Origin of the sequence: Bacteroides sp. K03 (assembly GCF_019734355.1) — a bacterium.
GTDB lineage: Bacteria > Bacteroidota > Bacteroidia > Bacteroidales > Bacteroidaceae > Bacteroides > Bacteroides nordii.
In genome coordinates this window covers 30,273-55,140 of the sequence record NZ_JAASHC010000037.1, presented here as the reverse complement: position 1 = coordinate 55,140, position 24,868 = coordinate 30,273, and the positions used below count along the sequence as shown (strand labels likewise).

18 protein-coding genes are annotated in these 24,868 nt (G+C 43.6%); 13 read left to right on the top strand and 5 right to left on the bottom strand.

Features of this window, described 5'->3' with window-relative positions:
* Positions 1–329: 329 nt before the first annotated feature.
* The 13 genes from HCG69_RS18440 (at position 330) to HCG69_RS18380 (ending at position 18,981) form a co-directional block, all read left to right on the top strand.
* The gene (locus HCG69_RS18440) at positions 330–1,496 is read left to right on the top strand and encodes an exo-beta-N-acetylmuramidase NamZ domain-containing protein (RefSeq protein ID WP_221651239.1); all 1,167 of its coding nucleotides are present in this window, start codon (positions 330–332) and stop codon (positions 1,494–1,496) included.
* 57 nt (positions 1,497–1,553) lie between these two features.
* Positions 1,554–3,002, top strand: coding sequence for a sodium:solute symporter (locus HCG69_RS18435; protein WP_025868141.1), 1,449 nt, complete (start codon positions 1,554–1,556; stop codon positions 3,000–3,002).
* Between the two features lie 36 nt (positions 3,003–3,038).
* Entirely contained in the window at positions 3,039–4,898 is a 1,860-nt protein-coding gene (locus HCG69_RS18430) for a PQQ-binding-like beta-propeller repeat protein (RefSeq protein ID WP_221651238.1), read from the top strand.
* A gap of 23 nt (positions 4,899–4,921) precedes the next feature.
* A complete protein-coding gene (locus HCG69_RS18425; protein ID WP_221651237.1) occupies positions 4,922–6,388 on the top strand; it encodes a glycosyltransferase family A protein in 1,467 nt (488 codons plus the stop codon).
* An 8-nt stretch (positions 6,389–6,396) separates the two neighbouring features.
* Positions 6,397–7,335 (top strand): DUF4922 domain-containing protein, encoded by a 939-nt coding sequence (locus HCG69_RS18420; RefSeq protein ID WP_221651236.1) that lies wholly within the window; start codon positions 6,397–6,399, stop codon positions 7,333–7,335.
* Positions 7,332–8,681: a SpoIID/LytB domain-containing protein gene (locus HCG69_RS18415; RefSeq protein ID WP_221651235.1), complete on the top strand. Its 1,350-nt coding sequence runs from the start codon at positions 7,332–7,334 to the stop codon at positions 8,679–8,681. The genes HCG69_RS18420 and HCG69_RS18415 overlap by 4 nt, the downstream gene beginning before the upstream one ends.
* 10 nt (positions 8,682–8,691) lie before the next feature.
* Positions 8,692–9,999: an MFS transporter gene (locus HCG69_RS18410; RefSeq protein ID WP_221651234.1), complete on the top strand. Its 1,308-nt coding sequence runs from the start codon at positions 8,692–8,694 to the stop codon at positions 9,997–9,999.
* Between the two features lie 21 nt (positions 10,000–10,020).
* Entirely contained in the window at positions 10,021–11,259 is a 1,239-nt protein-coding gene (locus HCG69_RS18405; RefSeq protein ID WP_221651233.1) for an exo-beta-N-acetylmuramidase NamZ domain-containing protein, read from the top strand.
* A gap of 2 nt (positions 11,260–11,261) precedes the next feature.
* Positions 11,262–14,144, top strand: coding sequence for an FAD-binding and (Fe-S)-binding domain-containing protein (locus tag HCG69_RS18400; protein WP_221651232.1), 2,883 nt, complete (start codon positions 11,262–11,264; stop codon positions 14,142–14,144).
* A gap of 36 nt (positions 14,145–14,180) precedes the next feature.
* The gene (locus HCG69_RS18395; RefSeq protein ID WP_221651231.1) at positions 14,181–15,344 is read left to right on the top strand and encodes an acyltransferase family protein; all 1,164 of its coding nucleotides are present in this window, start codon (positions 14,181–14,183) and stop codon (positions 15,342–15,344) included.
* Positions 15,341–16,177: an ATPase gene (locus HCG69_RS18390; protein WP_221651230.1), complete on the top strand. Its 837-nt coding sequence runs from the start codon at positions 15,341–15,343 to the stop codon at positions 16,175–16,177. The genes HCG69_RS18395 and HCG69_RS18390 overlap by 4 nt, the downstream gene beginning before the upstream one ends.
* Positions 16,178–16,192: 15 nt before the next feature.
* Entirely contained in the window at positions 16,193–17,008 is an 816-nt protein-coding gene (gene murQ, locus HCG69_RS18385; protein ID WP_221651229.1) for an N-acetylmuramic acid 6-phosphate etherase, read from the top strand.
* 206 nt (positions 17,009–17,214) lie between these two features.
* Entirely contained in the window at positions 17,215–18,981 is a 1,767-nt protein-coding gene (locus HCG69_RS18380) for a serine hydrolase (protein ID WP_221651228.1), read from the top strand.
* Here the strand turns inward: HCG69_RS18380 and HCG69_RS18375 are convergent.
* From HCG69_RS18375 to nrfA, 5 genes are all read right to left on the bottom strand, one after another.
* A complete protein-coding gene (locus HCG69_RS18375; protein ID WP_221651227.1) occupies positions 18,978–19,664 on the bottom strand; it encodes a Crp/Fnr family transcriptional regulator in 687 nt (228 codons plus the stop codon). The two genes, HCG69_RS18380 and HCG69_RS18375, sit on opposite strands and share 4 nt — an antisense overlap.
* A gap of 50 nt (positions 19,665–19,714) precedes the next feature.
* Entirely contained in the window at positions 19,715–20,983 is a 1,269-nt protein-coding gene (locus HCG69_RS18370) for an alginate export family protein (protein WP_221651226.1), read from the bottom strand.
* A gap of 6 nt (positions 20,984–20,989) precedes the next feature.
* Positions 20,990–21,781 carry a cytochrome c biogenesis protein gene (locus tag HCG69_RS18365; protein WP_025867071.1) on the bottom strand — a complete coding sequence of 264 codons (792 nt, stop codon included), beginning with the start codon at positions 21,779–21,781 and terminating at the stop codon, positions 20,990–20,992.
* Entirely contained in the window at positions 21,778–23,019 is a 1,242-nt protein-coding gene (locus HCG69_RS18360; protein ID WP_221651225.1) for a cytochrome c biogenesis protein ResB, read from the bottom strand. The genes HCG69_RS18365 and HCG69_RS18360 overlap by 4 nt, the downstream gene beginning before the upstream one ends.
* A 282-nt stretch (positions 23,020–23,301) precedes the next feature.
* Entirely contained in the window at positions 23,302–24,780 is a 1,479-nt protein-coding gene (gene nrfA / locus HCG69_RS18355) for an ammonia-forming cytochrome c nitrite reductase (protein ID WP_221651224.1), read from the bottom strand.
* Positions 24,781–24,868: the final 88 nt, after the last annotated feature.

Genomic DNA, 24,868 nt, shown 5'->3' with positions numbered 1-24,868 from the left:
AAGGGCAGGATTAGAGTTGCTAAGAATTAAGATGGTGATGGAACATGTCTTTTTCAACTAAATTGAAGAAGAACCACTCTTATCATACAAAAGTGTACATTATTGTAATCGTCCTATATTCAACAAAGTACAGAGATAAAATACAGCCTTCTCATTCCATTGCCCCATCCAATAAATATGTTTACATTCTACTAAAACATGCTTTAAAACGCGAGATCGTCGATTTGCAAATTATTGATTATAATTCCAAAAATATAAAAATATATGTTTCTAATATTAAAACATATATTATCTTTGCAGATAAAGAACTCTCCCTTATATAATATATTATGAAAAAGATTCTATTTATAGTCATTTTAGCGTTCATCACTCTCCACTGCCAGGCAAAACAAAGCCGGGTGATTGTAGGTGCAGAACAAACGAATGACTATTTACCTATATTAAAGAATAAGAGAATTGCTGTTTTTTCAAATCACACCGGTATGGTGGGAAATAAGCACCTGCTGGATGTATTATTAGAGAATAAGATAAATGTAGTTGCAATTTTCTCTCCGGAACATGGTTTTCGTGGTAATGCAGATGCAGGAGAGTACGTTTCAAGTTCGGTAGATCAAAAAACAGGGGTACCTATTCTCTCGTTATATGATGGCCAATTGGGTAAACCAAGTGAGGAATCCATGCGCAAATTCGATTTGCTGATAGTCGATATACAAGATGTAGGTTTACGATTTTACACGTATTATGCCTCTATGGTACGCCTGATGGATGCCTGCGCGAAGTATAACCGTAAAATGCTGATTCTGGACCGTCCCAATCCAAACGGGCATTATGTAGACGGTCCTATTTTAGATATGAAATATAAATCGGGAGTTGGCTGGCTTCCTATCCCGGTAGTACATGGGATGACTTTGGGAGAATTAGCACTCATGGTTAATGGTGAACGCTGGTTGCCGGCTTCCCGTATCTGTGACGTTACAGTAATAAAATGCAAAAACTATACCCACCAGACAATGTATCAGCTGCCTATCCCTCCCTCTCCTAACCTACCCAATATGAAAGCAGTATACCTCTACCCGTCTATTTGCTATTTTGAAGCAACTCCCGTCAGCTTAGGAAGAGGCACACAACTGCCTTTTCAGGTATACGGTCACCCCAATATGACAGGATACAATTACAGCTTTACGCCACATAGCACATCAGGAGCCAAAAGCCCTCCCCAACTTGGCAGGCTTTGCCACGGTGTGAATTTAAGTGAGTTAAGTGAGGAAGAAATAAGAAAAAAAGGAGTAGATTTGAGCTACCTTATTAACGCTTACCGAAACCTGAATATGGATGATTACTTTTTCCGCCCATTCTTTGAACGACTGATAGGTACGGATTATGTTCGTAAAATGATCGAACAAGGAAAAGATGCCGATGAGATTAAAGCAATGTGGAAAGAAGACGTAGAAAAGTTTAAAGTACAACGCAGACCTTACCTTTTATATGAAGAATAGCCGTTTCTCTCTGTTTTTTATCTTAAATTGTTAAACTATAAAAATGTAAATTGCCCCATGAGTCCAATTGCCATCTTAATCACTATTGCAGCCTATTTCGTTATCCTGTTCACAATCTCATACATTGCAGGCAGAAAAGCCGATAATGAAGGTTTCTTTGTAGGAAATCGTAAATCAACCTGGTATGTAGTAGCATTTGCCATGATTGGTTCGAGTATATCAGGAGTTACATTTGTGTCGGTACCGGGCATGGTTGCTGCAAGCGGATTCTCTTATTTACAGATGGTACTTGGTTTTGTTGCAGGACAAATTATTATAGCCTTTGTTTTGATACCGCTTTTCTACCGGATGAATTTAGTATCCATCTATGAGTATCTTGAAAACCGATTTGGAATTTCTTCTTATAAGACAGGTGCATGGTTCTTTTTTATTTCAAAAATGCTGGGAGCAGCCGTAAGATTATTCCTTGTTTGCCTCACACTACAACTACTTGTTTTTGAGCCTTTCCATCTCCCGTTCATACTGAATGTGATTATCACCGTAGCTCTTGTTTGGCTCTATACTTTCCGTGGAGGAGTAAAGTCATTAATTTGGACAGATTCATTAAAAACATTTTGTCTGGTAGTATCTGTAGTACTATGTATATATTACATTGCTTCCGATCTTAACCTGGGTTTCGGAAGTATGATTGCTACTATATCCGAAAATGACTTCTCACGCATGTTTTTCTTTGATGACGTGAACGACAAACGTTATTTCTTCAAGCAATTTTTGGCAGGAGTATTCACCATGATTGCCATGACAGGACTGGATCAGGACATGATGCAGCGAAACCTAAGCTGCAAGAATTTCAAAGATTCACAAAAAAACATGATCACCAGTGGCATCTCTCAATTCTTCGTCATCTTACTATTCCTTATGTTGGGAGTATTACTCTATATATTCACAGCCCGGCAAGGCATTGAAAATCCGGAGAAGAGTGATGAGTTATTCCCGATGATAGCTACCGGTGACTATTTTCCTGCCATCGTAGGAGTTCTGTTTATCATCGGTCTGATTTCAGCAGCCTATTCAGCAGCCGGTTCGGCACTGACCGCCCTGACTACCTCATTTACAGTCGATATATTAGGCGCTAAAAATAAAGCGGAAAATGAACTGGTAAAGATACGTAAACGTGTGCACATCGGTATGGCAATAACGATGGGGGTTGTTATCTTTGTATTCAATCTGTTGAATAACACAAGCGTGATTGATGCCGTTTATATTCTTGCCAGCTATACTTACGGCCCCATCCTGGGACTTTTCGCCTTTGGCATTTTCACCAAAAAACAGGTTCGCGACAAGTATATTCCCTGGGTAGCCATTGCCTCCCCCATTCTGTGCTTCATATTACAGAAAAACTCAGAGAGATGGTTCAACGGGTATCAGTTCAGCTATGAATTGCTGATATTCAATGCACTTTTTACTTTTATCGGACTCTGCCTGCTCATAAAAAAGAGCAAATAACAAATTATTTTAATCCAAAACAAAAAATACACTCAGATGAACAGAAAAGTATATACCTGTATCGCATTCCTATTTGTAGTGTACACTACAATTCAGGCGCAGGTAGGAGAGCATTTTCGTTTCGCTCTTCTCACAGATATTCATGTCACGAATAAGGGGACAGCCTTTGAAGATCTCCAAAACTCCATCAATCAGGTAAACAAGACACAAGGAATTGATTTTGTACTGGTAACCGGAGATATAACCGAAGAAGGAGATCGTGCCTCTATGAAGAAAGTAAAAACAGCCCTCGGGCAACTAAAGGTGAAATATTACATCATTCCCGGAAACCATGAAACGAAATGGAGTGAAAGCGGCGTGACCGACTTCGGACATATCTTTGGCGGAGAGCGTTTTAAATTTGAACACAAAGGCTTTCTCTTTTTAGGATTCAACTCCGGCCCGTTAATGCGCATGGCAGACGGACATGTAGTGCCTCAGGACATTACATGGTTGAAAGACGAACTGAAAAAGGCAGGAAAAGAAAAGCCTGTATTTTTAGTTACTCACTATCCGCTGTTAAAAGGAGATGTGGACAATTGGTATGACGTAACCGATGCAGTGCGCCCCTTTAACATCCGTGCGTTCATGGGTGGGCATTATCACAAAAATCAGTTTTTCTCTTATGACGGTATTCCGGGAATTATCAACCGTTCCAATCTGCGGGGAAAAGATCCGGTAGGCGGATACAGTGTCTATGAAATAACTCCCGATTCTGTATTCGTTTATGAACAGAAAATTGGTGAACAACCTAAAAAGTGGTGCGCACTCTCTTTAACAAAATCGTACTACGATGCGAAAGGAGCAACAGACAAGTATCCCGATTTCTCTGTCAACAAAGAATATCCACAGGTAAAAGAAAAATGGCTCGTACAAACGGGTGTGGGTATCTATTGTTCACCGGTCATAGAGAAAGAACAGGTTTTCGTTGGCGATGACATGGGCATCTTAACCGCCTACAGCCTGAAAAAAGGGAAAAAGCTCTGGAGTTTCCATTCCGGCAACCGTATTGTTGGTACTCCTGCCGCAGCCGATGGTATCGTTGTATTTGGCTCTGCAGATAAACATATTTATGGTTTGAATGCCGATAACGGAACATTACTCTGGAAAATAGAAGCCGGAGAACCGGTGCTGGGAGCTGTAACGATAGACAACGGAATAGCCTACATAGGTGCCAGTGATCATACCTTCCGTGCCATTGACATCAGGACCGGGAAACTCATATGGGCATATACAGGTGTAAAAGGCTATATAGAAACCCGTCCACTCGTTGAAGGTGACAAAGTGATCTTCGGTGCATGGGACAATACACTCTATGCTTTGAGTAAAAAAGAAGGTAAAGAGTTATGGAAATGGACGGGCGGGCTGACCCGCATGCACTTCTCTCCTGCGGCAGTATGGCCGGTAACAGCAAATGGCAAAGTTTTCATTACCGATCCTCAACGTGCCATGACCGCCATTGACTTAGAAACCGGAGAAACCGTATGGCGTACTTTCCAGTCCACCGTACGCGAAACAATCGGTCTATCTGCCGATAAAGAACGGATATACAGTAAAACAATGAATGACAGCATTGTCTGTTTTTCAACGAAAGGCGATAAACCGGATCAATTGTGGAGTTCCAACGTCGGTTTTGGCTATGAGCATGCCCCTTCCATGCAAGTAGAAAAAGACGGAGTGATGTTTGGCAGCACCAAAGGAGGACTTATCTTTGCACTGGAACCACTGACAGGCAAGATACTATGGAAGCATAAAGTAGGTAACTCGCTTATCAGTACGGTTGTTCCTATCAACCGCCACCAGGTGTTATTCACCGCAACCGGAGGCGAAACCGGATTATTGGAATGGAAAGAATAAAAATAATAATAAAGAACTAAGATATGAAAACTACAATCAATTGCTTTATCCCTTTTGCAAATGCAGCGCAAGCTGAAAAAACAGTTCAGAGCTTACAAAGTTCCGATCTGATAAAGAAAATCTATCTGCTCACAACAGAAACGACAGCCACCCCCCTTCCGGGTTGTGAAATATTAACCGTGTCTGCACTTAATGCCAGTGCAACAATGCGCGCTGTTGCTGCACATTCCGATGCGGACTATACCCTGCTTTATACCAAATATACAACACTGTCACCAGGTATGTTCGCCTTCGAACGTATGATCCATATTGCCGAAGACAGCAATGCAGGTATGGTGTATGCCGATCATTATCAGGTGGCGGAAGGTGTTCAAAAGAATGCACCGGTGATAGACTATCAGCCGGGGAGCCTCCGTGATGACTTCAACTTCGGTTCGGTGTTACTATACAAAGCCAGTGCATTGAAAGAAGCAGTGAGTCGTATGAAAGCTGATTATCAGTTTGCCGGACTGTATGATCTACGCCTGAAATTGTCACAAAAGGAAGCATTGGTTCACATTAACGAATACCTGTACTCCGAAGTGGAAAACGATACCCGCAAAAGTGGTGAAAAAATATTCGACTATGTAGACCCTAAAAACCGGGCACTACAAATAGAAATGGAACAAGCCTGCACAGAACATCTGAAAGAGATAGGTGGCTATCTGGCTCCCGAATTCAAAAAAATCGAATTCAGTGCTGGTAATTTTGAATATGAAGCTTCTGTCATTATCCCGGTACGCAACCGTATCCGTACGATTAAAGATGCCATACGATCGGTATTAAATCAAAAAGCTGAGTTCAAATTCAACCTCATCATCATCGACAATCACTCTACCGACGGAACGACAGATGCTATTCGTGAATTTACCTCCGACGAGCGCCTCATCCACATCGTCCCCGAACGGAATGATTTGGGTATAGGCGGTTGCTGGAATTTGGGTGTACATCATGAGAAATGTGGCAAGTTTGCCGTACAGCTGGACAGCGACGATGTGTATAAAGATGAAAATACCCTGACAACAATGGTGCAGGCATTCTATGAACAGAATTGTGCAATGGTGGTAGGTACATACATGATGACGGACTTCAATATGAACAGGATCGCCCCAGGCATTATCGATCATAAAGAATGGACTCCCGAGAACGGACGTAACAATGCTTTACGCATCAACGGTTTGGGTGCTCCACGCGCATTCTATACCCCGGTATTACGCGAAATCAAAGTTCCTAACACCAGTTATGGGGAAGATTATGCCTTAGGATTGAACTTCTCCCGCCAATACCAGATAGGACGTGTATACGATGTAGTCTATCTGTGTCGCCGTTGGGATGACAACTCGGATGCAGCACTGGATGTAGTGAAAATGAACGGGCACAATTTGTATAAAGACCGTATTCGTACCTGGGAATTACAAGCCCGTATAGCAATGAATCGTCGTCAAATGTAATAATAGGGATGGATACAAAATTAAAAATAGAAAAATTATTCAGTGACCAGCTCTCTTCATGGGAGCTGGCAAAAAACAATTATACAGCACTAAGCCGGGTCAAAGTAAAAGAACTGGATGTGAACGGTACGCACTATAAAGTACAGTTTAATCCTGCACGCATCGTTTCTTCGGCAGCTAAAGTAGATACAAAGTCTATACAGGAACGAAAATGCTTCCTTTGTCCCGCCAATCTACCGGCTGTACAAAGAGGACTTCCGTTCAAAGAGAATTACCAGATACTGGTCAATCCGTTTCCTATCTTTCCGAAACATCTGACTGTACCGGCTTTAGAGCATGTGGACCAGCGTATTAAAAATCGCTTTGGCGACATGCTGAACTTAGCAACTTATGCCCAGGACTATGTAGTTTTCTACAACGGTCCCAAATGCGGAGCATCCGCCCCCGACCATGTGCACTTCCAGGCAGGAAACAAAGGTTTTCTCCCTCTTGAACAAGAGTGGAAAAATAAGAAGGCCGGTAAAATTGTGACTTACCAAACAGCTACACTATCTTATCTGGACGATGCCCCCCGTAATACATTAGTCTTGGAAGCAACCAACCGGGAAGATGCCATCACCCTATTCAATGTAGTATACAACGCCATGGAACAGAAACCGGGTGAGGAAGAGCCAATGATGAATCTGCTTACCTGGGTTGAAGGTGGACAATGGGTAGTCTGCATTTTCCCGCGTTCCAAACACCGTCCTTCCTGCTACACAGCCGAAGGAGATGCCAATATTCTTATCAGTCCGGCATCCGTAGATATGGGAGGAGTATTCATCACCCCACTGGAAAAAGATTTTGAGAAACTAACGGCAACAGACATTGCGGCAATCCTCGGAGAAGTCTGTCTCAGTACAGACGAATTTCACAAATTAAGACAACGCATAAAAGAACAGTTATGAAAGAGCCTAAAGTACATGTAGGTATCCTGTCCGGACAAAAGATAGAATTCACCCTGTTGAATACCTATCGCATGAACGGCGAAGAAGTAAGTGGGAAACAAACCGCTCTTTTCGATGACGGAAAAATTCTTTGGAGAAACCATCATTATGAAGAACTACTGTTTGAACCTCTGTACGAGGCTACAGACTCTTTCGAATTGCAGGATGTCACCATCGGTATCAATTTTCACTGGGAACGAAAAGAAAACCAACGTTTCCAGGGAGCCCTGAAAATTATCATAGAAAACAATACCCTCACCGGTATCAACCGCGTAAACGTAGAAGATTATTTAGTCAGTGTCATCTCCTCGGAAATGAGTGCCAACGCTTCTCTGGAATTACTGAAAGCACATGCAGTGATTTCACGCAGCTGGCTACTTAATAAATTGACAATTAACAGTGGACAATTGACAGTGGACAGTGGACAATTGACAGTTACTATGCAGCATGATAGCGCAGCCAATTGTCAATTGTCCACTGTCAACTGTCAACTAATAAAGTGGTACGATCAGGAAGACCATACTCACTTTGATGTGTGTGCCGACGATCATTGCCAGCGTTATCAGGGAATCACCCGTGCATCTACCGAAATCGTGAAGGAAGCCATTCATGCTACCCGCGGACAAGTGCTGACCTATAACGGACAAATTTGCGATGCCCGCTTCTCTAAATGCTGCGGAGGCGCTTTCGAAGAGTTCCAATATTGCTGGGAAGATGTGAAACATCCTTATCTCGTCAAACAACGGGATAGCAAGACAACGGCTCTCCTACCCGATCTTCGCATGGAAGCAGAAGCAGAAAAGTGGATACGAAACTCTCCGGAAGCTTTCTGCAATACGACAGAAAATAAGATACTCAGCCAGGTGCTAAACAATTACGATCAGGAAACTACTGATTTTTATCGCTGGAAAGTAGAATACACGCAAGAAGAATTAGCGGCACTTATCTTCAAACGTTCCGGCATTGATTATGGACAGATAATCGACTTAATTCCTGTTGAACGCGGAACGTCTGCCCGAATCGTAAAACTTAAAATCATTGGTACAAAGAAAACAATGACCATTGGCAAGGAGCTTGAAATCAGAAGGACATTGTCACCTTCTCATCTGTACAGTTCGGCATTTGTCATTGATAAAACAGATATAAAAGATACTATTCCGGGCAAATTCATTCTCACCGGTGCCGGCTGGGGGCATGGTGTAGGTCTTTGTCAGATTGGTGCCGCAGTAATGGGTGAGCAGGGATATACTTATGACACAATTCTGCTACATTATTATATTGGAGCTGCTATTGAAAAACGATATTAAAACAATCATTATGAAAAATAAGAAACTATCACCGTGGGCATGGATACCAACACTTTATTTTGCACAAGGACTGCCTTATGTAGCCGTAATGACTATCTCAGTTATTATGTACAAAAAGTTAGGTATCTCTAATACAGATATTGCTCTATATACCAGTTGGCTATACCTTCCCTGGGTAATCAAACCTTTCTGGAGTCCCTTTATTGACTTATTAAAAACAAAACGTTGGTGGGTAGTGACCATGCAGATTCTCGTAGGAGCCGGACTGGCCGGAATAGCCTTTACTATTCCCATGCCTAATTTCTTTCAGATAACTCTCGCTATATTCTGGTTAGTGGCTTTCAGCTCGGCAACACACGACATAGCTGCCGACGGATTTTATATGCTGGCTTTAAGCGTGCGAGACCAGGCCATGTATGTCGGAATACGAAGCACTTTTTATCGCATTGCCACTATAGCAGGGCAGGGACTTCTGGTTGTACTGGCAGGAGAGCTGGAAAAACGGACTTCTACTATAGCCATGGCATGGAGTATCACATTTTATATTCTTGCGGGATTATTTATTGCATTCTATTTGTATCACAGCTATATCCTTCCACATCCTTCCGCTGATAAACCAGCAGTAGGCAATGTCACGGCAAGTAATATATTCAAAGAGTTCTTTGCTACTTTTACTTCTTTCTTTAAAAAGCCACAAGCAGGTGTTGCCATACTCTTTATGTTATTCTACCGTTTGCCTGAAGCCCAATTAGTAAAACTCATCAATCCTTTTTTGCTGGACCCTATTGAAAAAGGAGGTTTAGGATTGAGCACGGCCGAAGTGGGTTGGGTATATGGTACTATCGGTATTATCGGACTTACCCTCGGAGGAATCATTGGAGGAATCTGTGCAGCCAAAGGAGGATTACAGAAATGGCTATGGCCCATGGCATGGAGCATCTCCCTAACTTGTATTACATTTGTCTATCTCGGATATTTCCAACCACAAGACCTTCTTACCATTAACATTTGTGTATTTATAGAGCAGTTTGGTTATGGATTTGGATTTACAGCCTATATGCTTTACCTGATTTATTATTCGGACGGCGAACACAAGACGGCACATTATGCCATTTGTACTGCTTTCATGGCACTGGGTATGATGTTACCAGGCATGATGGCCGGTTGGTTACAGGAACATATCGGTTACGAGAAATTCTTTATCTGGGTAATGATTTGTTGTGCAGCAACCATTGCTGTTTGCGCATTTATAAAGATTGACCCTAATTACGGTAAAAAAGAAGAAGTTACAGAAATAGAAACCCCCGAAAAACAATAACGATTCGAAACAGAAAAACTTATGAACAAATTTCGATTTATTATTCTTAGCACTTGTTGCCTGCTGGCCCTCACCACACAGGCACAGAAAATCAAAATTAAGACGGGCATTGAAGTTCTGAAAGAACAGAACTTCAAATGCCTCGAAGGTAAACGTGTAGGACTGATCACCAATCCTACCGGTGTAGACAACCAGCTGAAATCTACGATTGACATTCTTCACGAAGCCCCCAATGTGAATCTGGTAGCATTATATGGCCCCGAACATGGTGTACGGGGCGATGTCCATGCCGGAGATAAAGTCGATAATTCAGCCGATTCCTCTACCGGACTGCCCGTCTATTCTCTTTATGGGAAAACACGCAAACCCACTCCGGAAATGCTGAAAGACATCGACGTGCTTGTATACGACATACAGGATATCGGCTGCCGCTCTTTCACCTATATCAGTACTATGGGGGTAGCTATGGAAGCTGCTGCCGAAAATGGAAAGGAATTTATCGTACTTGACCGCCCCAATCCGGTAGGAGGGGAAAAAATTGAAGGTAACCTGACAGAAGAGGGATACATTTCTTTTGTTAGTCAATTTAAGATTCCGTACCTTTACGGACTCACTTGTGGTGAGTTGGCCCTGATGCTGAACGGTGAAAAGATGTTAGGCAAGCAGTGCAACCTGCACGTGGTGAAAATGAAAGGCTGGAAACGTAAAATGGATTATGTTCAAACAGGTTTACAATGGATTCCTTCCTCTCCGCACATCCCGCATCCGCACTCTGCCTTCTTCTATCCTGTATCGGGAATACTTGGAGAACTCGGTTATATGTCTATCGGAGTGGGCTATACTATTCCGTTTCAGATGTTTGCTGCTCCTTGGGTGAAAGCTGAAGAACTGGCAGATAATCTGAATAAGTTGCAGTTGCCCGGAGTCATCTTCCGCCCGCTACATCTTAAACCGTTCTATTCTGTAGGCAAAGGCGAACATCTGCAAGGCGTACAAGTGCATATCATGGACTATCGGAAAGCTGTGTTGAGTGAGATACAATTCCTTGTCATGCAGGAAATAGCCACTCTCTATCCGGAATATGCTATATTTGACCATGCAGATAAAGGACGTTTTGACATGTTTGATAAAGTAAGTGGTTCAAACGAAATACGCGAACGGTTCAGTAAACGTAATCGCTGGGAAGACATCCGCGACTATTGGTATAAAGACGTGGATAGTTTCCGCCAACTGTCAAAGAAATATTATTTATACAAGTAGAAATGAATAAAGGAAGTAAGCACTTGGCATTTTTGCAGGAGATTTCACAATTCATCCCGCAAGAAAGAATTTATACTGACGAACTTCGCCGGTTGGCATGGGGAACGGATGCAGGTTTTTATCGCCTCATTCCCCAAATTGTAATCCGCTCCGCCAATGAGCAGGAGGTTTCGGATTTATTATGTGCGGCAACCCGTCATCTGTTGCCGGTAACTTTCCGTGCAGCGGGGACCAGTTTATCAGGGCAAGCCATCAGTGACTCTATCCTTATAGTGGCAGGAAAACACTGGGAGAAATACAGTATTTCCTCCGATTACGAACAAATAACCCTCCAGCCCGGTATTATCGGACAACGTGTTAATGAACTGTTACAGCCCTTCGGACGTAAGTTTGCTCCCGACCCGGCCTCTGTAAAAAGTGCCATGGTCGGCGGTATCGTAATGAACAATGCTTCGGGTATGAATTGTGGTACACATGCCAATAGTGACAAAATGTTATTGTCGGCACGCATTGTGTTTGTGGACGGAACGATACTGGATACCGGCAGTGATATCAGCAAACAAGAGTTCCTGTTGAGACATGCCGGATTCATTACACAAATTCAGACACTACGCGACCTGATTCGTACAGATGAAGAGTTGAGCGCACGCATTCGTTACAAATACTCTATTAAAAACGTCACCGGATTAAATCTACTACCGTTCATCGCCTTCGATGACCCGTTTGATATTATCACACATTTAATGGTAGGTTCGGAAGGTACATTGGCTTTCCTCTCAGAGGTAACTATGAAAACGGAGTATGATTATCCTCACAAAGCCAGTGCAATGCTCTATTTCAGCGACATCAAAGAAGCATGCCGGGCGGTGGTGGCAATGAAGAAACTCACCAACGAAAAAGGTGAATGGATTGTGAAAGGTGCCGAACTGCTTGATTGGAAATCTCTGGCATCCGTCAACGATTCGACTGGTGAGGGACTAACAGCTGTACTTACAGAAACTAAAGCACATAGCAAAGAAGAACTTGCTCAAAACATAACTGCCATAGAAGAGACTTTAGCATCCTTCAATACTTATATACCGGTTCGTTTTACAGATAAACCGGAAGAATACTCCAAATACTGGGCCATTCGTTCGGGGATCTTCCCCTCTGTGGGAGGAACCCGTCAACCGGGAACAACCTGCCTCATCGAGGACGTAGCCTTCCACATAGAAGACTTACCCGAGGCAACAGCTGAGTTGCAGCAACTCATTGCACGCCATGGATATGATGACGCCTGTATTTACGGACATGCCCTCGAAGGTAACTATCATTTCATCATTAATCAGTCTTTCAGTACCGATGCCGAAGTAAAACGCTACGAAGAACTAATGAATGATGTCAAAACATTAGTGGTGGATAAATACGACGGTTCACTAAAGGCCGAACACGGTACGGGACGTAATATGGCACCGTTCGTAAAATACGAATGGGGTGAAAAAGCTTATGAGATTATGAAAGCGATAAAAACGCTTTTCGATCCGCAAAATCTGCTAAACCCCGGTGTTATCTTTAATGATGACCCGCTGTGCCATATCAAAAACTTCAAGCCGTTACCACTCACGAATCCACATGTAGACAAATGCATCGAGTGTGGTTTTTGTGAAGTCAATTGCCTGACTTGTGGTTTTACCCTTTCTTCACGTCAACGCATTGTATTACGCCGTGAGATATCCAGGCTGAAACAAAACGGTAATGATCCCGAACGCCTCGCCACTCTACAAAAACAATACCGCTACCCCGGGAACCAGACTTGCGCCGGAGACGGCCTTTGTTCAATGTCCTGTCCTATGGGTATCAACACAGGTGACCTGACGCACGACATCCGTCAGGAAGAGCTTCCGCAAAATAGCTTTGGCTACTCTGTAGGAAACTTTGCCGCCAATCATTTTGCCGGTATAAAAAGCTGTCTGCGTCCGATGTTAACCCTCGCAAATGCAGCCCATTCCGTATTAGGAACTTCTGCTATGACTTCCCTCACCAAAGGGATGCACAATGTCTTGGGTGTCCCACAATGGACTCCGGCTATGCCTAAAAGCTATAAGAGAAGGGAGAAGGGAGAGGGGAGAATGGAGAAGGGAAAGAATATGCAGGGCGATAGCGCAGCTAATTTTCAATTTTCAACTTTCAATTTTCAATTAAATAAGGTTGTTTATTTTCCCAGTTGTATCAACCAGACAATGGGGTTACCCGGTAAATCACGTGAAAGCCAACCTCTCGTAGATAAGATGTTATCCCTCCTGCAAAAAGCGGGTTACGAAGTCATCTTTCCTAAAGATATGGAGAAACTGTGTTGCGGTACGATTTGGGAGAGCAAAGGCATGCCGGATATTGCCGACCGAAAATCAGCAGAGCTGGAAGCTTCTTTATGGGAGGCTTCCGAAAATGGAAAATATCCGGTATTGTGCGACCAGAGCCCTTGCCTTCACCGTATGCGTGAAACCATAAAGAAAATGAAGTTGTATGAACCAGCAGAATTCATCTATGTCTTTTTACGTGATAAACTGGAATTCACCCCCATCAACCGTCCGGTAGCTGTTCATATCACTTGCTCTATGCGTAGAATGGGATTGGCAGACACCCTGCTTTCCCTGGCACGGCTCTGTTCCACACAAGTCGTCATACCCGAAGAGGTAGGTTGTTGCGGTTTTGCCGGAGACAAAGGTTTCACCCACCCGGAAGTCAACAGTTATGCTTTACGCAAGTTGCGTCCGCAATTGGAAAAGGCGGGAATACAAACCGGATATTCCAATAGTCGTACCTGCGAAATTGGCCTGGCTACCAACACAGGTATTGCCTATGTGTCTATCGCCTATCTGGTAGACGAATGTACTAAAGCCCGTTAACCCCAAATATAAACTTAACACATAAAGCCATTAGAAATGAATAAAACAACCAGCAAACGCCTCTTAGCCCTCGACATATTAAGAGGTATCACCATAGCGGGAATGATTATGGTGAACAACCCCGGTTCGTGGTCATACGTCTACGCCCCGTTAGGACACGCTAAGTGGAATGGTTTAACACCAACCGATCTTGTATTCCCTTTTTTCATGTTTATCATGGGAATATCTACTTACATTTCCCTGCGGAAGTATAACTTTGAATTCAGTCACTCAGCCGCCCTGAAGATTCTTAAACGCACCATCGTCATCTTTGCCATTGGTCTGGGTATTGCCTGGTTCTCTATGTTTTGCCGCACCTGGAATTCTCTTTCCGGTGAAGAAATCTCTTTTTTATCACGGCTTGGGCAATCAGTCTGGACCTTCGATCATATTCGTATTTTAGGAGTGATGCAGCGCTTAGCACTGTGCTATGGCGCAACTGCTATCATCGCTTTAACGATGAAGCACAAATATATCCCCTATCTGATTGTAACTTTGTTGGCAGGTTATTTTATCCTGCTTATCACTGGTAATGGGTTCGAATATAACGACACGAACATACTTTCCGTCGTTGACCGTGCTGTGCTTGGTGAAGCACATATGTACAAGGATAACGGTATTGATCCCGAAGGACTGTTAAGTACTATCCCGGCCATTGCACACGTGCTGATAGGTTTCTGCGTTGGCAAACTGCTAATGGAAGTAAAGGACATCAACGAAAAGCTCGAACGCCTGTTCCTTATCGGAACAATTCTTACTTTTTTAGGATTCCTGCTCAGCTACGGCTGTCCGATCAATAAGAAAATATGGTCGCCTACTTTCGCCATTGTCACTTGCGGACTGGGTTCCAGTTTCCTGGCATTACTTATTTGGATTATCGATGTAAAAGGCTATAAATCGTGGAGCCGGTTCTTTGAATCGTTTGGCGTAAATCCACTCTTTATCTATGTACTGGCAGCTGTACTTTCTATCTTATTGGGCAGCATACGAGTTACACTGGATGGAGCAACAACCAGCCTGCATGGTTACATCTATAGCGGTATTCTTCAGCCTCTATTGGGCGATTACCCCGGCTCATTAGCATTCGCCCTTCTATTTGTGATACTCAACTGGAGTATCGGTTACCTATTGTATAAGAAAAAAATATATATAAAGATATGATATTAATAGCAGATAGTGGTTCTACAAAGACCGATTGGTGCGTTGTAGGACAAGGACAACTCGTCCGACAGATAGTAACGAAAGGTATGAATCCTTTCTTTCAATCAGAGGAAGAAATAGGGAATGAGATAGCTACTGCACTACTCCCCCACCTGGAAACCAATGCGCTCGACGCTGTTTACTTTTATGGAGCAGGATGTGTGCCGGACAAGGTGCCAATGATGCACAATGCACTCTCTCTCCATCTGAACGTCAAGAATGGCATTGAAGTCAATACGGATATGCTGGCTGTCACCCGTAGTTTGTGTGGACACAAACCGGGCATCGCCTGTATTTTAGGAACCGGTTCGAACTCCTGTTTCTATGACGGCGAAAAGATTGTGAACAATGTTTCCCCGTTAGGATTCATTTTGGGAGACGAAGGTAGTGGTGCTGTATTAGGAAAACTTCTGATAGGCGACATTCTGAAAAACCAGATGACACCGGAATTGAAAGAAAAGTTTATGAAAAAAACCGGCCTGACACCTCCCGAAATTATCGACCGCGTATATCGTCAGCCGTTCCCAAACCGTTTCCTGGCAAGCCTTTCTCCGTTTCTGGCAGAGAACATTCACGAGCCATCTGTGCATGCACTCGTTCTTGGCAGTTTCAAGGCTTTCCTGAAACGTAACGTGATGCAGTATGATTATCAGAATTATCCGGCACATTTTATCGGCTCCGTTGCCTACCATTATCAGGAGGTATTACACGAAGCCGCCCAAGAACTGGGAGTACAAATAGGAGTTATCGTCAAAAGCCCCATGCAAGGCCTGATGACATTTCATAATTCATAAATCATAATTTACCCAATGTTTATCAAAATATCAGAGCAACCTTCGCTCTACAACGATTTAGAGAAAAAGTCTATCCGGGAAATACTGGAAGATATCAATACGGAAGACCAGAAAGTAGCGCTTGCCACACAAAAGGCCATTCCGCAAATAGAGAAACTGGTAAGCCAGATCGTGCCTCGCATGAAGCAGGGAGGACGTATATTCTATATGGGTGCCGGAACAAGCGGACGCCTGGGAGTACTTGACGCTTCGGAAATACCTCCAACCTTCGGTATGCCTCCCACATTGGTCATCGGACTGATTGCCGGTGGAGACACAGCCCTTCGTAACCCTGTAGAAAATGCCGAAGATAATACAACCCGTGGCTGGGAAGAATTGATGGAACATAACATCAATGATAAAGACACGGTTATCGGTATTGCTGCGTCGGGTACCACTCCTTACGTCATCGGAGCCATGCATGCTGCGCGCGAACACGGGATTCTAACCGGATGCATCACCAGTAACCCCGATTCACCCATGGCAGCAGAAGCCGATGTTCCTATTGAGATGATTGTAGGACCGGAGTATGTGACAGGAAGTTCACGTATGAAATCGGGTACAGGACAAAAAATGATCCTGAACATGATCACTACCTCTGTAATGATTCAGCTGGGACGTGTGAAAGGTAACAAAATGGTTAACATGCAGCTCAGCAATCAGAAACTGGTAGACCGTGGCACACGTATGATCATTGAAGAACTTGGGTTGGATTATGATCAGGCAAAAGCCCTGTTGCTGATGCATGGTTCGGTAAAAAAAGCCGTAGACGCTTACAAAGCGGGACAATAAACAAAACTTAGTTCACCACAGAGGCCACAAAGTTTCATAGAGTATTACTTTTATCTGATAAAACGCGGATTTATGCGAATTAACGCAGAATTAAAGACGGTAATTCCTTCTTTTACATCTGTTTCTTTTTGCGAAAATCCGGATAAATCCGCGTTTCAATAATACCACCCTTATCTTATCCAACTTTATCTAAACTACGTATTCATATGAAAACATCCTTCCTAATATTGAGCCTATTCTTTCTCTCTTTCCAGGCCTTGGGGCAACCGTTACAACGCGTAGCTCCCGAACAAACAGGTATGAACTCCCGTCAACTTACATATGCTGATAAAGCTATTGAAACAGCTATAAACAACAAAGAAATTCCCGGTGCTGTACTTGCCATCGTACGCCATGGCAAGTTGGCTTATCTGAAAGCCTATGGAAATAAGCAACTGCTCCCTGATACAGAACCGATGAATGTCAATACCGTATTTGACATGGCTTCCGTGAGCAAAGCCATGTCAACCGCTATCAGTGCCATGATTCTCATTGAACGCGGTCAACTCCGGCTTACAGACCGTGTCAATCTCTATATTCCGGAATTCTCCGAAGATATCCGTATCGCCGACCTCATGACACACACTTCCGGACTCCCACCTTACGCTCCAGTTAAGGAATTAACGGCTAAATATGGCGCTCCGAATCCTAAAGGGCTCATAGAATACATTTCCGGTTGCAAAACTAATTTCAAGCCGGGGACAGACTTCCAATACAGCTGCCTCAACTATATTGCCCTGCAACATGTCATTGAAACAGTCAGTGGACAAAGCCTGCGTGATTTTGCAAAAACGCATATTTTTGATCCGTTGGGTATGCAACATACCGATTATTGTCCTACCGGAGAAACATTGGAACGGTGTGCTCCTACCGAAAAGCAAAAGGACGGCAGTATCCTCAAAGGAATTGTTCACGATCCGTTGGCACGTATCATGAACGCAGGTGTCTCGGGTAATGCAGGTGTTTTCTCCGATGCCAATGACCTGGCTATACTCGCTGCAATGTTACTCAACAACGGAGAATATAATGGACATCGTATCCTCAGTCCATTAGGAGTAAAAACAATGAGAAGTATTCCCCGGCATATCCCCGGTCTGGAACGCGCATTAGGATGGGATCTCTTTTCTCCATATGCATCTAATAACGGTGATCTGTTTGGACCAAACACCTACGGACATACTGGATATACAGGTACTTCCATAACCATTGATCCCGACAATGACACTGCCGTTATTCTGCTGACCAACAGCGTACATCCGGATGACAAAGGTAAAGTAACCCGGCTTCGTTCACTGGTAGCCAACGCCGTTGCTGCTTCTATCTACCCTACCGAACGGACATATACTAAACATTACTACAAACGCTTTCTCGAATTTGAAGATGAGCCGGCCATCAGCCCCAAAGATATCGTCATGCTGGGCAATAGCCTCACCGAAGGTGGCAAAGACTGGGGAGTACGACTAAAAAAGAAACATGTACGTAACCGGGGCATCATCGGAGACGAAGCAATGGGTGTATACGACCGTCTGCACCAGATTCTCCCCGGGCATCCGGCAAAGCTCTTTTTATTGATAGGCATCAATGATGTATCACATGACCTCACAGCAGACAGTGTCGTGACTCTAATTACCCTCCTGATAGACAGAATACAGAGAGAATCACCCGATACCAAACTATATCTGCAAAGCCTGCTCCCTATCAATGAATCCGTATGTAAATACAAAACAATGATCGGTAAAACAGACATCGTACCGGAAATTAACCGAAAACTGGAAACGCTCGCTACTTCCCGGAAAATACCATTTATCAACTTATTCCCTCTCTTTGCAGAAAAGGGAACAAATATTCTACGAAAGGAACTGACGACAGACGGATTACATCTGACGGAAGAAGGGTATCAGATATGGAGTAGGAAGTTGAAGAAATATCTTTAAATATACTCCTTCAATCCTTGCGCATTCAACAAGGTAACCTCTCTCTTGTCTACTGAGATAAGCCCCTCCTTTATCATCTTATTGATCTCTTTTGACAGGGCAGGACGGGTTACTCCTAAATAATCTGCCAGTTGTACCTGGTTATGCTCCAATAAAGCGATATTGGCAGAGGTGCGATGCTCCATGAGATAATAAACGAAACGACTGCGAAGGTTCTTATAAGAGAGGATACGCAAACGGGTAACGGTACATTTATTGCAGTTGCCTGTCACACAAAGAAAACTATGGAGTAACTGTGGCACGGAACTTATCAGTTTGAAAACCGAAGTACGGGTGGCCATCAGAAGAATAGAATCTTTACTTACGGTAAAGGTGGCAGGCAGAATATTGTTTTCGCCAAACAGATGCGGAGTAGCAAAGGCGCGGGGTGCGATGATCTCTTCTACCTTTACCAGATTGCCGGCTACATCGATGATATTAACCTCCAGCTCGCCTTTCAGCAGCACATACAAATGATTGCAACGCGTATCTTGTTGCAGCACCACCTCTTTACGGGATACCTTGTACAATGTAAATTCAAGTTCGTCCATTAGACGATGTTTTACATTCACATCTAAGTCCCGGAAAAGAGGTATCTGCCACAGCAGTTGTTTATACTCATCTGTAAAATCGATTTTTACCACAGTGCTTCTCTTTGGTTTGTGACAAAAATAGTTCTTTTTCCGTTACAGTCCTACCATTTAGCAAAGAAAATACGTGGGTTGATATTGAGGGAGACCCATCCCCAGTCTTGCCAGGCATCATGGCTACCACCTTTCACCACATCCATGTATTTCGTCCCGAGCATGGTTGAGTAACCAACCGTCAGTTTCACATCCTTCATCACTGTGTAATCTACCTGCAGGTCGAATTCTGATCCGAGACTACGTCCTTCATCTCCCTCTACTGTTACGTCATAAGTAGTAGAAAAGTGATGATAATTTAGTGACAGGGCCCAACGGGAAGTGGGTTTAAAGTCAACACTCAGCTGCTTGTCCCACAAACCTTTATTGTAAGCAGAAGCATAGAAGTAATCCATACCACCATAAAACTTATGATGAGTGCCATAAAGCGGATCGAATGTAGACGCCTTACTACTTTCCGGATCACCGCTCAGATAATCGGTCAATATGCTGACGGACCATTGCTGATTGATTTTATATCCCGCTTTCACACCGAACATATAGGCTGAAACCTTCTTCACCTCATCGCCCACTTTCCGTTTACCAAACTGATAGTATGCACTTCCGTTTAACGTCCAGTTACCTGGAGTATAGGTGAGATAAGTTCCGGTGGTAGGCATATAATTCGTTTTTCCTTTTTCGGGCGTTCCGGTCTCATAGCCTACATTCATGAAAAGCAAAGAGGCATTGAAATTCTTAGCCCACTGACCGTTATACCATAAAGTCTGCATGGTTTTATAAGGCTGTGCTTTAGAAGGATCATAATAGTTGCCACCTATCGTTTTTTCATCATTCTGATTGAAAGCGAGGACAAGGTGCATTTTGTGCTTCCCGGCTTCGTATCCCAACTTCAATGCATCATGAAAACGTCCCGCCACATTCCAATCGAGACTACCCAGCAAACGTTCATCATCATATACCAATGACTGGCGTCCCAACTGTGCGAAGATACCTTTCCCTAAGTCCAGCTTTGCCCATGCCTCATGGAGAATAAATCGTCCGTTCTTATCTATCTGAGGGTCCTGTCCCCATACACCTACATGCTGGGCAGAAAGCTTCATTTGCAGACGATCCCGCTTGTATCCAAGTGAAAAACGGGCACGATTGTTTATAAAAAAGGCAGGCAACTGTCCGTCATCACGCGGACTAAGTACGCCATTGCGATATTCACCGCGGGCACGCAGTTGTGCATCAATACTAAACTCGTTCTTCTCTTCCTGTGCACAGACAACAGAAGAGCACAGTACTAATCCGGTTAAAATAATAGCAGTCAGTTTCATACAATATTAGTTTAAATTATAAGTATGTACACTCGTTCCCTGTGCCGAAGGCAAATAATTGATGCCATACCAACACATTTGAAGTAAAAGAAAACAAACCAATAATCCGGCGAGTGCCTTGCGATGGCTCCTGCGTTGATGAAGTCGGAAGTGAATATAACACAGATAACCTATCCATGTGGCAGCTGCCCACGTCTCTTTTGGGTCCCAACTCCAGTAGTGTCCCCATGCCTCTTTAGCCCACAAAGCACCGAAAAGCATCCCCAGGGTCATAAACGAGAGCCCCACATACACCAGATCATCACAAAGTTCCATTTCCCGTTCGGCTGCCGGTTTCTTCTTTATCCATAACAGATAAACTGCCATTACCGTGGCTGCCCCAAGCATGGCATAAGCAAACATATATACGATGACATGCGGTGCAAACCAGGGACTTTGCAAAGCAGGCATCAGTGTCTTATTATGAATTTCAGGCTTAAAAAGATTGACGCAGATAAACACCAGTGACAATACAAAGCTGAAACTGAGTATCCACTTATAGCGCCAGCGAACATAAGTGATGATACCTGCCAATGGTAAGAAAAAGGAATACCACAAACGGGTCTCCCCCATTGTACGCATGGGTGGACGCTCCAATGAAATCCACATCCCAAGGATAAAGGTAAAAAAGACAAGCAATCCTGCCAATGTAGGTCCCAGTACCCAACCCATTGACTTACCTTTCCAGGCAGTGAGAGCTCCAAAGCCCCAAAGACAAAGAGACACAGCAGCAAACCATCCGAAAAGATCCCAACTCATACTTTCTCCTCCTTTCTTTTGTGTGACAATGCAAACATACAGACAGCACCGGCTATCATCATCCATATGCCCGTATAAACCACAGGCAACCAGGGATCACTAACCAACTCGAACACGCTGATATCACTCCAACGTCCTTTCGACTCGTCATAACTCAATTGATATATTTTCCAGCCCTCTATTTCAAAAGGTCGATTTACTTCAATCGTGGCTTCTGCCTTTTCTCCGGATTGTGTATAAACGGTTACTTCGGATGCAAAACGTTTCGGTTCGCGTTCGGGCATAATAAGACTTACTTTCTGATTCAAGCGAAGCGCTTTGTACGGAAACATAAAGCTACCGCAACTCACCCACCCTTCACGCTGCTCACCACTCATTGTATTTTGAGCTTTCACGTAGATTGCACACGCTGCCCCCATTGAATGAAACTCTACAAACCGAACGGTGTCTTCGGTAGCTACGCTGGCCGCCATGGGCAACTTTTCCGTTACCTCAATTTCCCAATCCTGCAATTCTCCTTTGCTGAAATCATCTTCTATCAGCACATTCACCGGTTGTCCTGCCGGAAGTGCTTTTCCCGATTCATTGTCTATCAACATAAGTTTGGGTGGATATTCATCAATAGTGAAATCATGCAGCTCTATCGCCAATGGCAATTCCAGCATCTCTTTTTGTTTATTAAACGCCCGCCATTCTGCCTTACCCGTTTGAGTAGTCATTTCAAGCCGTTGCATATCGGCACTTCCCAACACAGCACCGGTCAGAGCTAAAAATAATCCGAGATGATTAAACAGAAAAGGAATATCACGTACTTTAAAGTGATGGATCCGCCGGAGAATGACCATCCCCAGCAATGTAACAAACCAGAAGAAGAGTAATACAAAAGAGCAAGCGGAAAGCATCTGCGAGAATCCCAGCCAACCTTCAATTCCTGTAACGGCAACTTCCGGACGGTACTGACGGGTAAACCCCATAATAACCGTTATCACCACTAAAGAAATCATAGCGCTGACAGCTGCCTGATAACTGCTCATCCAACGAACAAAGTAGTACTTACGAAAGAAAATATACAATACAAGTAACAGAAGTACATAGACTACTCCCGCATAAATATTCACCGGCCAGGCGAGCAAAGAAAGCGTACACTTTCCGAGCGCTACCTGCCAGAGAGTACCCACAAGAAAGAGCCCACCGCAAACAGCAAACCCTTCTTTATATCCCCATGGTTTTTGCCACATCTTTTTTAAGTTGAAAGTTGAGAGTTAAAAGTTGAAAGTTACTATGCAGTATGAATATACTGCTGATTAATATTTATTGAAACGCAAATAAACGCAGATTTTCGCGAATTAGATTGCTGCATTATGCTTGAAAACAATATTCCTTACAGAAAACCTGCGTTTATTTGCGTTTCAATAATAACCTGCTAAATAAGCATTTAATTGTAATGTATTACTTAGTTAAAAGTTAGTTATTATACAGTGGAGAGTCAGTTACTTACACTGCGTAGCAACCTTCAACTCTCAACTAATTAAGCGCCCGTTAGCCTTTGCCTCTTTCAGCCATTGCGGAACAACTTCTTTCAGGAATTTATCTTTATTCTCATGTTCTTTCTTCATGTCAAGACCGATGTATTCCTGTGCTTTGGCCTTGGTAGAAATATCCGGCATTGGTACTTCACCTGTAAATCCATTATTAGCCAAAACCTTAGAAATAGCTAAACGCGCCTGCAAAGCTTTGTCCAAGCCATGACCCAGAATACGTTGAATTTCCTGCGGAGCATGGAAAGAACCCCCGTGTGAAGCGACTCCAAAGTCCCATCTCCATTGTGCCTGACGAATCAGCTTCAGTGCCTCCTGCATCTGCAGGTCTGTAGCCCCCTTATCCCATGCAAACTTAGCTTCGATATGAGCTTTTGCCAATTCTTGTTCCAGACGGTTACGGATTTCATTTGCTTTACGCTGACGGTCGTATACATTATTACGAAGTGTTTCTTCACTCTCGCGATGACACACCTGACAAGTACGATCAATCATCGCTAACGGGCTTTGTATATGATGATCGCTGAACTTCATTCCCCCTTCACTCTTATACGGCATATGGCAATCAGCACATGATACGCCACGTTGTGCATGGATACCCATCTGAGAAATCTCATAGTCGGGATGTTGTGCTTTGAGGATACGTGCTTTGCTCAGCGCGTGTGTATAATCGGCAAAATCAGCCTCATCATAGTATGCCTCCATATCTTCCACTGTGAAGCCTTTGTCCCAGGGGAAAGTCAGATACTTACCGTCACCCTTGAAGTAATATTCCACATGGCACTGTGCACATACCAATGAACGCATCTCCTGCGGGGTAGCCTTATCAATGTCTTTTCCCTGACGGGCAAATGCCTCACGCAACGCCGGACGGCTGATGTGTAGCTTCATATTCTCCGGTTCATGACAATCGGCACAACCAATGGGATTTACAATCTCATTGCCAAAAGCAGCCCACTTGTTATTGTAAAAAGAGTCAACACCAAGCGCTTCCATCATACGGGGTACATCCGGGCTTTTACAAGTCCAGCAAGTAGAAGGCTGCGGACCACTGTGAGGATCCATCGGGGCACCGGTACGAAGACTTCGGGTGATGTCTTCAATGGCATGCATATGTCCACGTGGAGTTGTATAATCTTTAGAGAAAGCATATCCAGCCCAAAGAACCACCATTTCAGGACGTTTTTCAAGTACATCTACTGCTTCACTACCATTAAATTCGCTTTCAAAATCAGTCTGCGCAGTTTGTTTCCATGTGTCGTATTGCCGGGGATAATTCTCTCCGAAAACCTCATTACGAGCCTCGATACCTTTAATCTCTACCCGTTTGTTGTTGAATACACTGACTATCTCTGCCCGGCGTTCCATTAATGAAGAGACCACCAGTCCCAAAACGAATACAACAACCATTGCTCCACCAAACAACAGCCATCCTTGCCATGCCTTTAATTTCTTTTCCATATTGATAATGTGCTAATGTGCCAATAAGCCAAATGTACCAATGCTATTCATACAGCAATTGAAAACAGGATAATTGACAGATCTATTT

Coding starts and splice junctions, on each gene's coding strand:
- HCG69_RS18440 (WP_221651239.1), top strand. CDS start 330: ATGAAAAAGATTCTATTTATAGTCATTTTAGCGTTCATCACTCTCCAC.
- HCG69_RS18435 (WP_025868141.1), top strand. CDS start 1,554: ATGAGTCCAATTGCCATCTTAATCACTATTGCAGCCTATTTCGTTATC.
- HCG69_RS18430 (WP_221651238.1), top strand. CDS start 3,039: ATGAACAGAAAAGTATATACCTGTATCGCATTCCTATTTGTAGTGTAC.
- HCG69_RS18425 (WP_221651237.1), top strand. CDS start 4,922: ATGAAAACTACAATCAATTGCTTTATCCCTTTTGCAAATGCAGCGCAA.
- HCG69_RS18420 (WP_221651236.1), top strand. CDS start 6,397: ATGGATACAAAATTAAAAATAGAAAAATTATTCAGTGACCAGCTCTCT.
- HCG69_RS18415 (WP_221651235.1), top strand. CDS start 7,332: ATGAAAGAGCCTAAAGTACATGTAGGTATCCTGTCCGGACAAAAGATA.
- HCG69_RS18410 (WP_221651234.1), top strand. CDS start 8,692: ATGAAAAATAAGAAACTATCACCGTGGGCATGGATACCAACACTTTAT.
- HCG69_RS18405 (WP_221651233.1), top strand. CDS start 10,021: ATGAACAAATTTCGATTTATTATTCTTAGCACTTGTTGCCTGCTGGCC.
- HCG69_RS18400 (WP_221651232.1), top strand. CDS start 11,262: ATGAATAAAGGAAGTAAGCACTTGGCATTTTTGCAGGAGATTTCACAA.
- HCG69_RS18395 (WP_221651231.1), top strand. CDS start 14,181: ATGAATAAAACAACCAGCAAACGCCTCTTAGCCCTCGACATATTAAGA.
- HCG69_RS18390 (WP_221651230.1), top strand. CDS start 15,341: ATGATATTAATAGCAGATAGTGGTTCTACAAAGACCGATTGGTGCGTT.
- murQ (WP_221651229.1), top strand. CDS start 16,193: ATGTTTATCAAAATATCAGAGCAACCTTCGCTCTACAACGATTTAGAG.
- HCG69_RS18380 (WP_221651228.1), top strand. CDS start 17,215: ATGAAAACATCCTTCCTAATATTGAGCCTATTCTTTCTCTCTTTCCAG.
- HCG69_RS18370 (WP_221651226.1), bottom strand. CDS start 20,983: ATGAAACTGACTGCTATTATTTTAACCGGATTAGTACTGTGCTCTTCT.
- HCG69_RS18365 (WP_025867071.1), bottom strand. CDS start 21,781: ATGAGTTGGGATCTTTTCGGATGGTTTGCTGCTGTGTCTCTTTGTCTT.
- HCG69_RS18360 (WP_221651225.1), bottom strand. CDS start 23,019: ATGTGGCAAAAACCATGGGGATATAAAGAAGGGTTTGCTGTTTGCGGT.
- nrfA (WP_221651224.1), bottom strand. CDS start 24,780: ATGGAAAAGAAATTAAAGGCATGGCAAGGATGGCTGTTGTTTGGTGGA.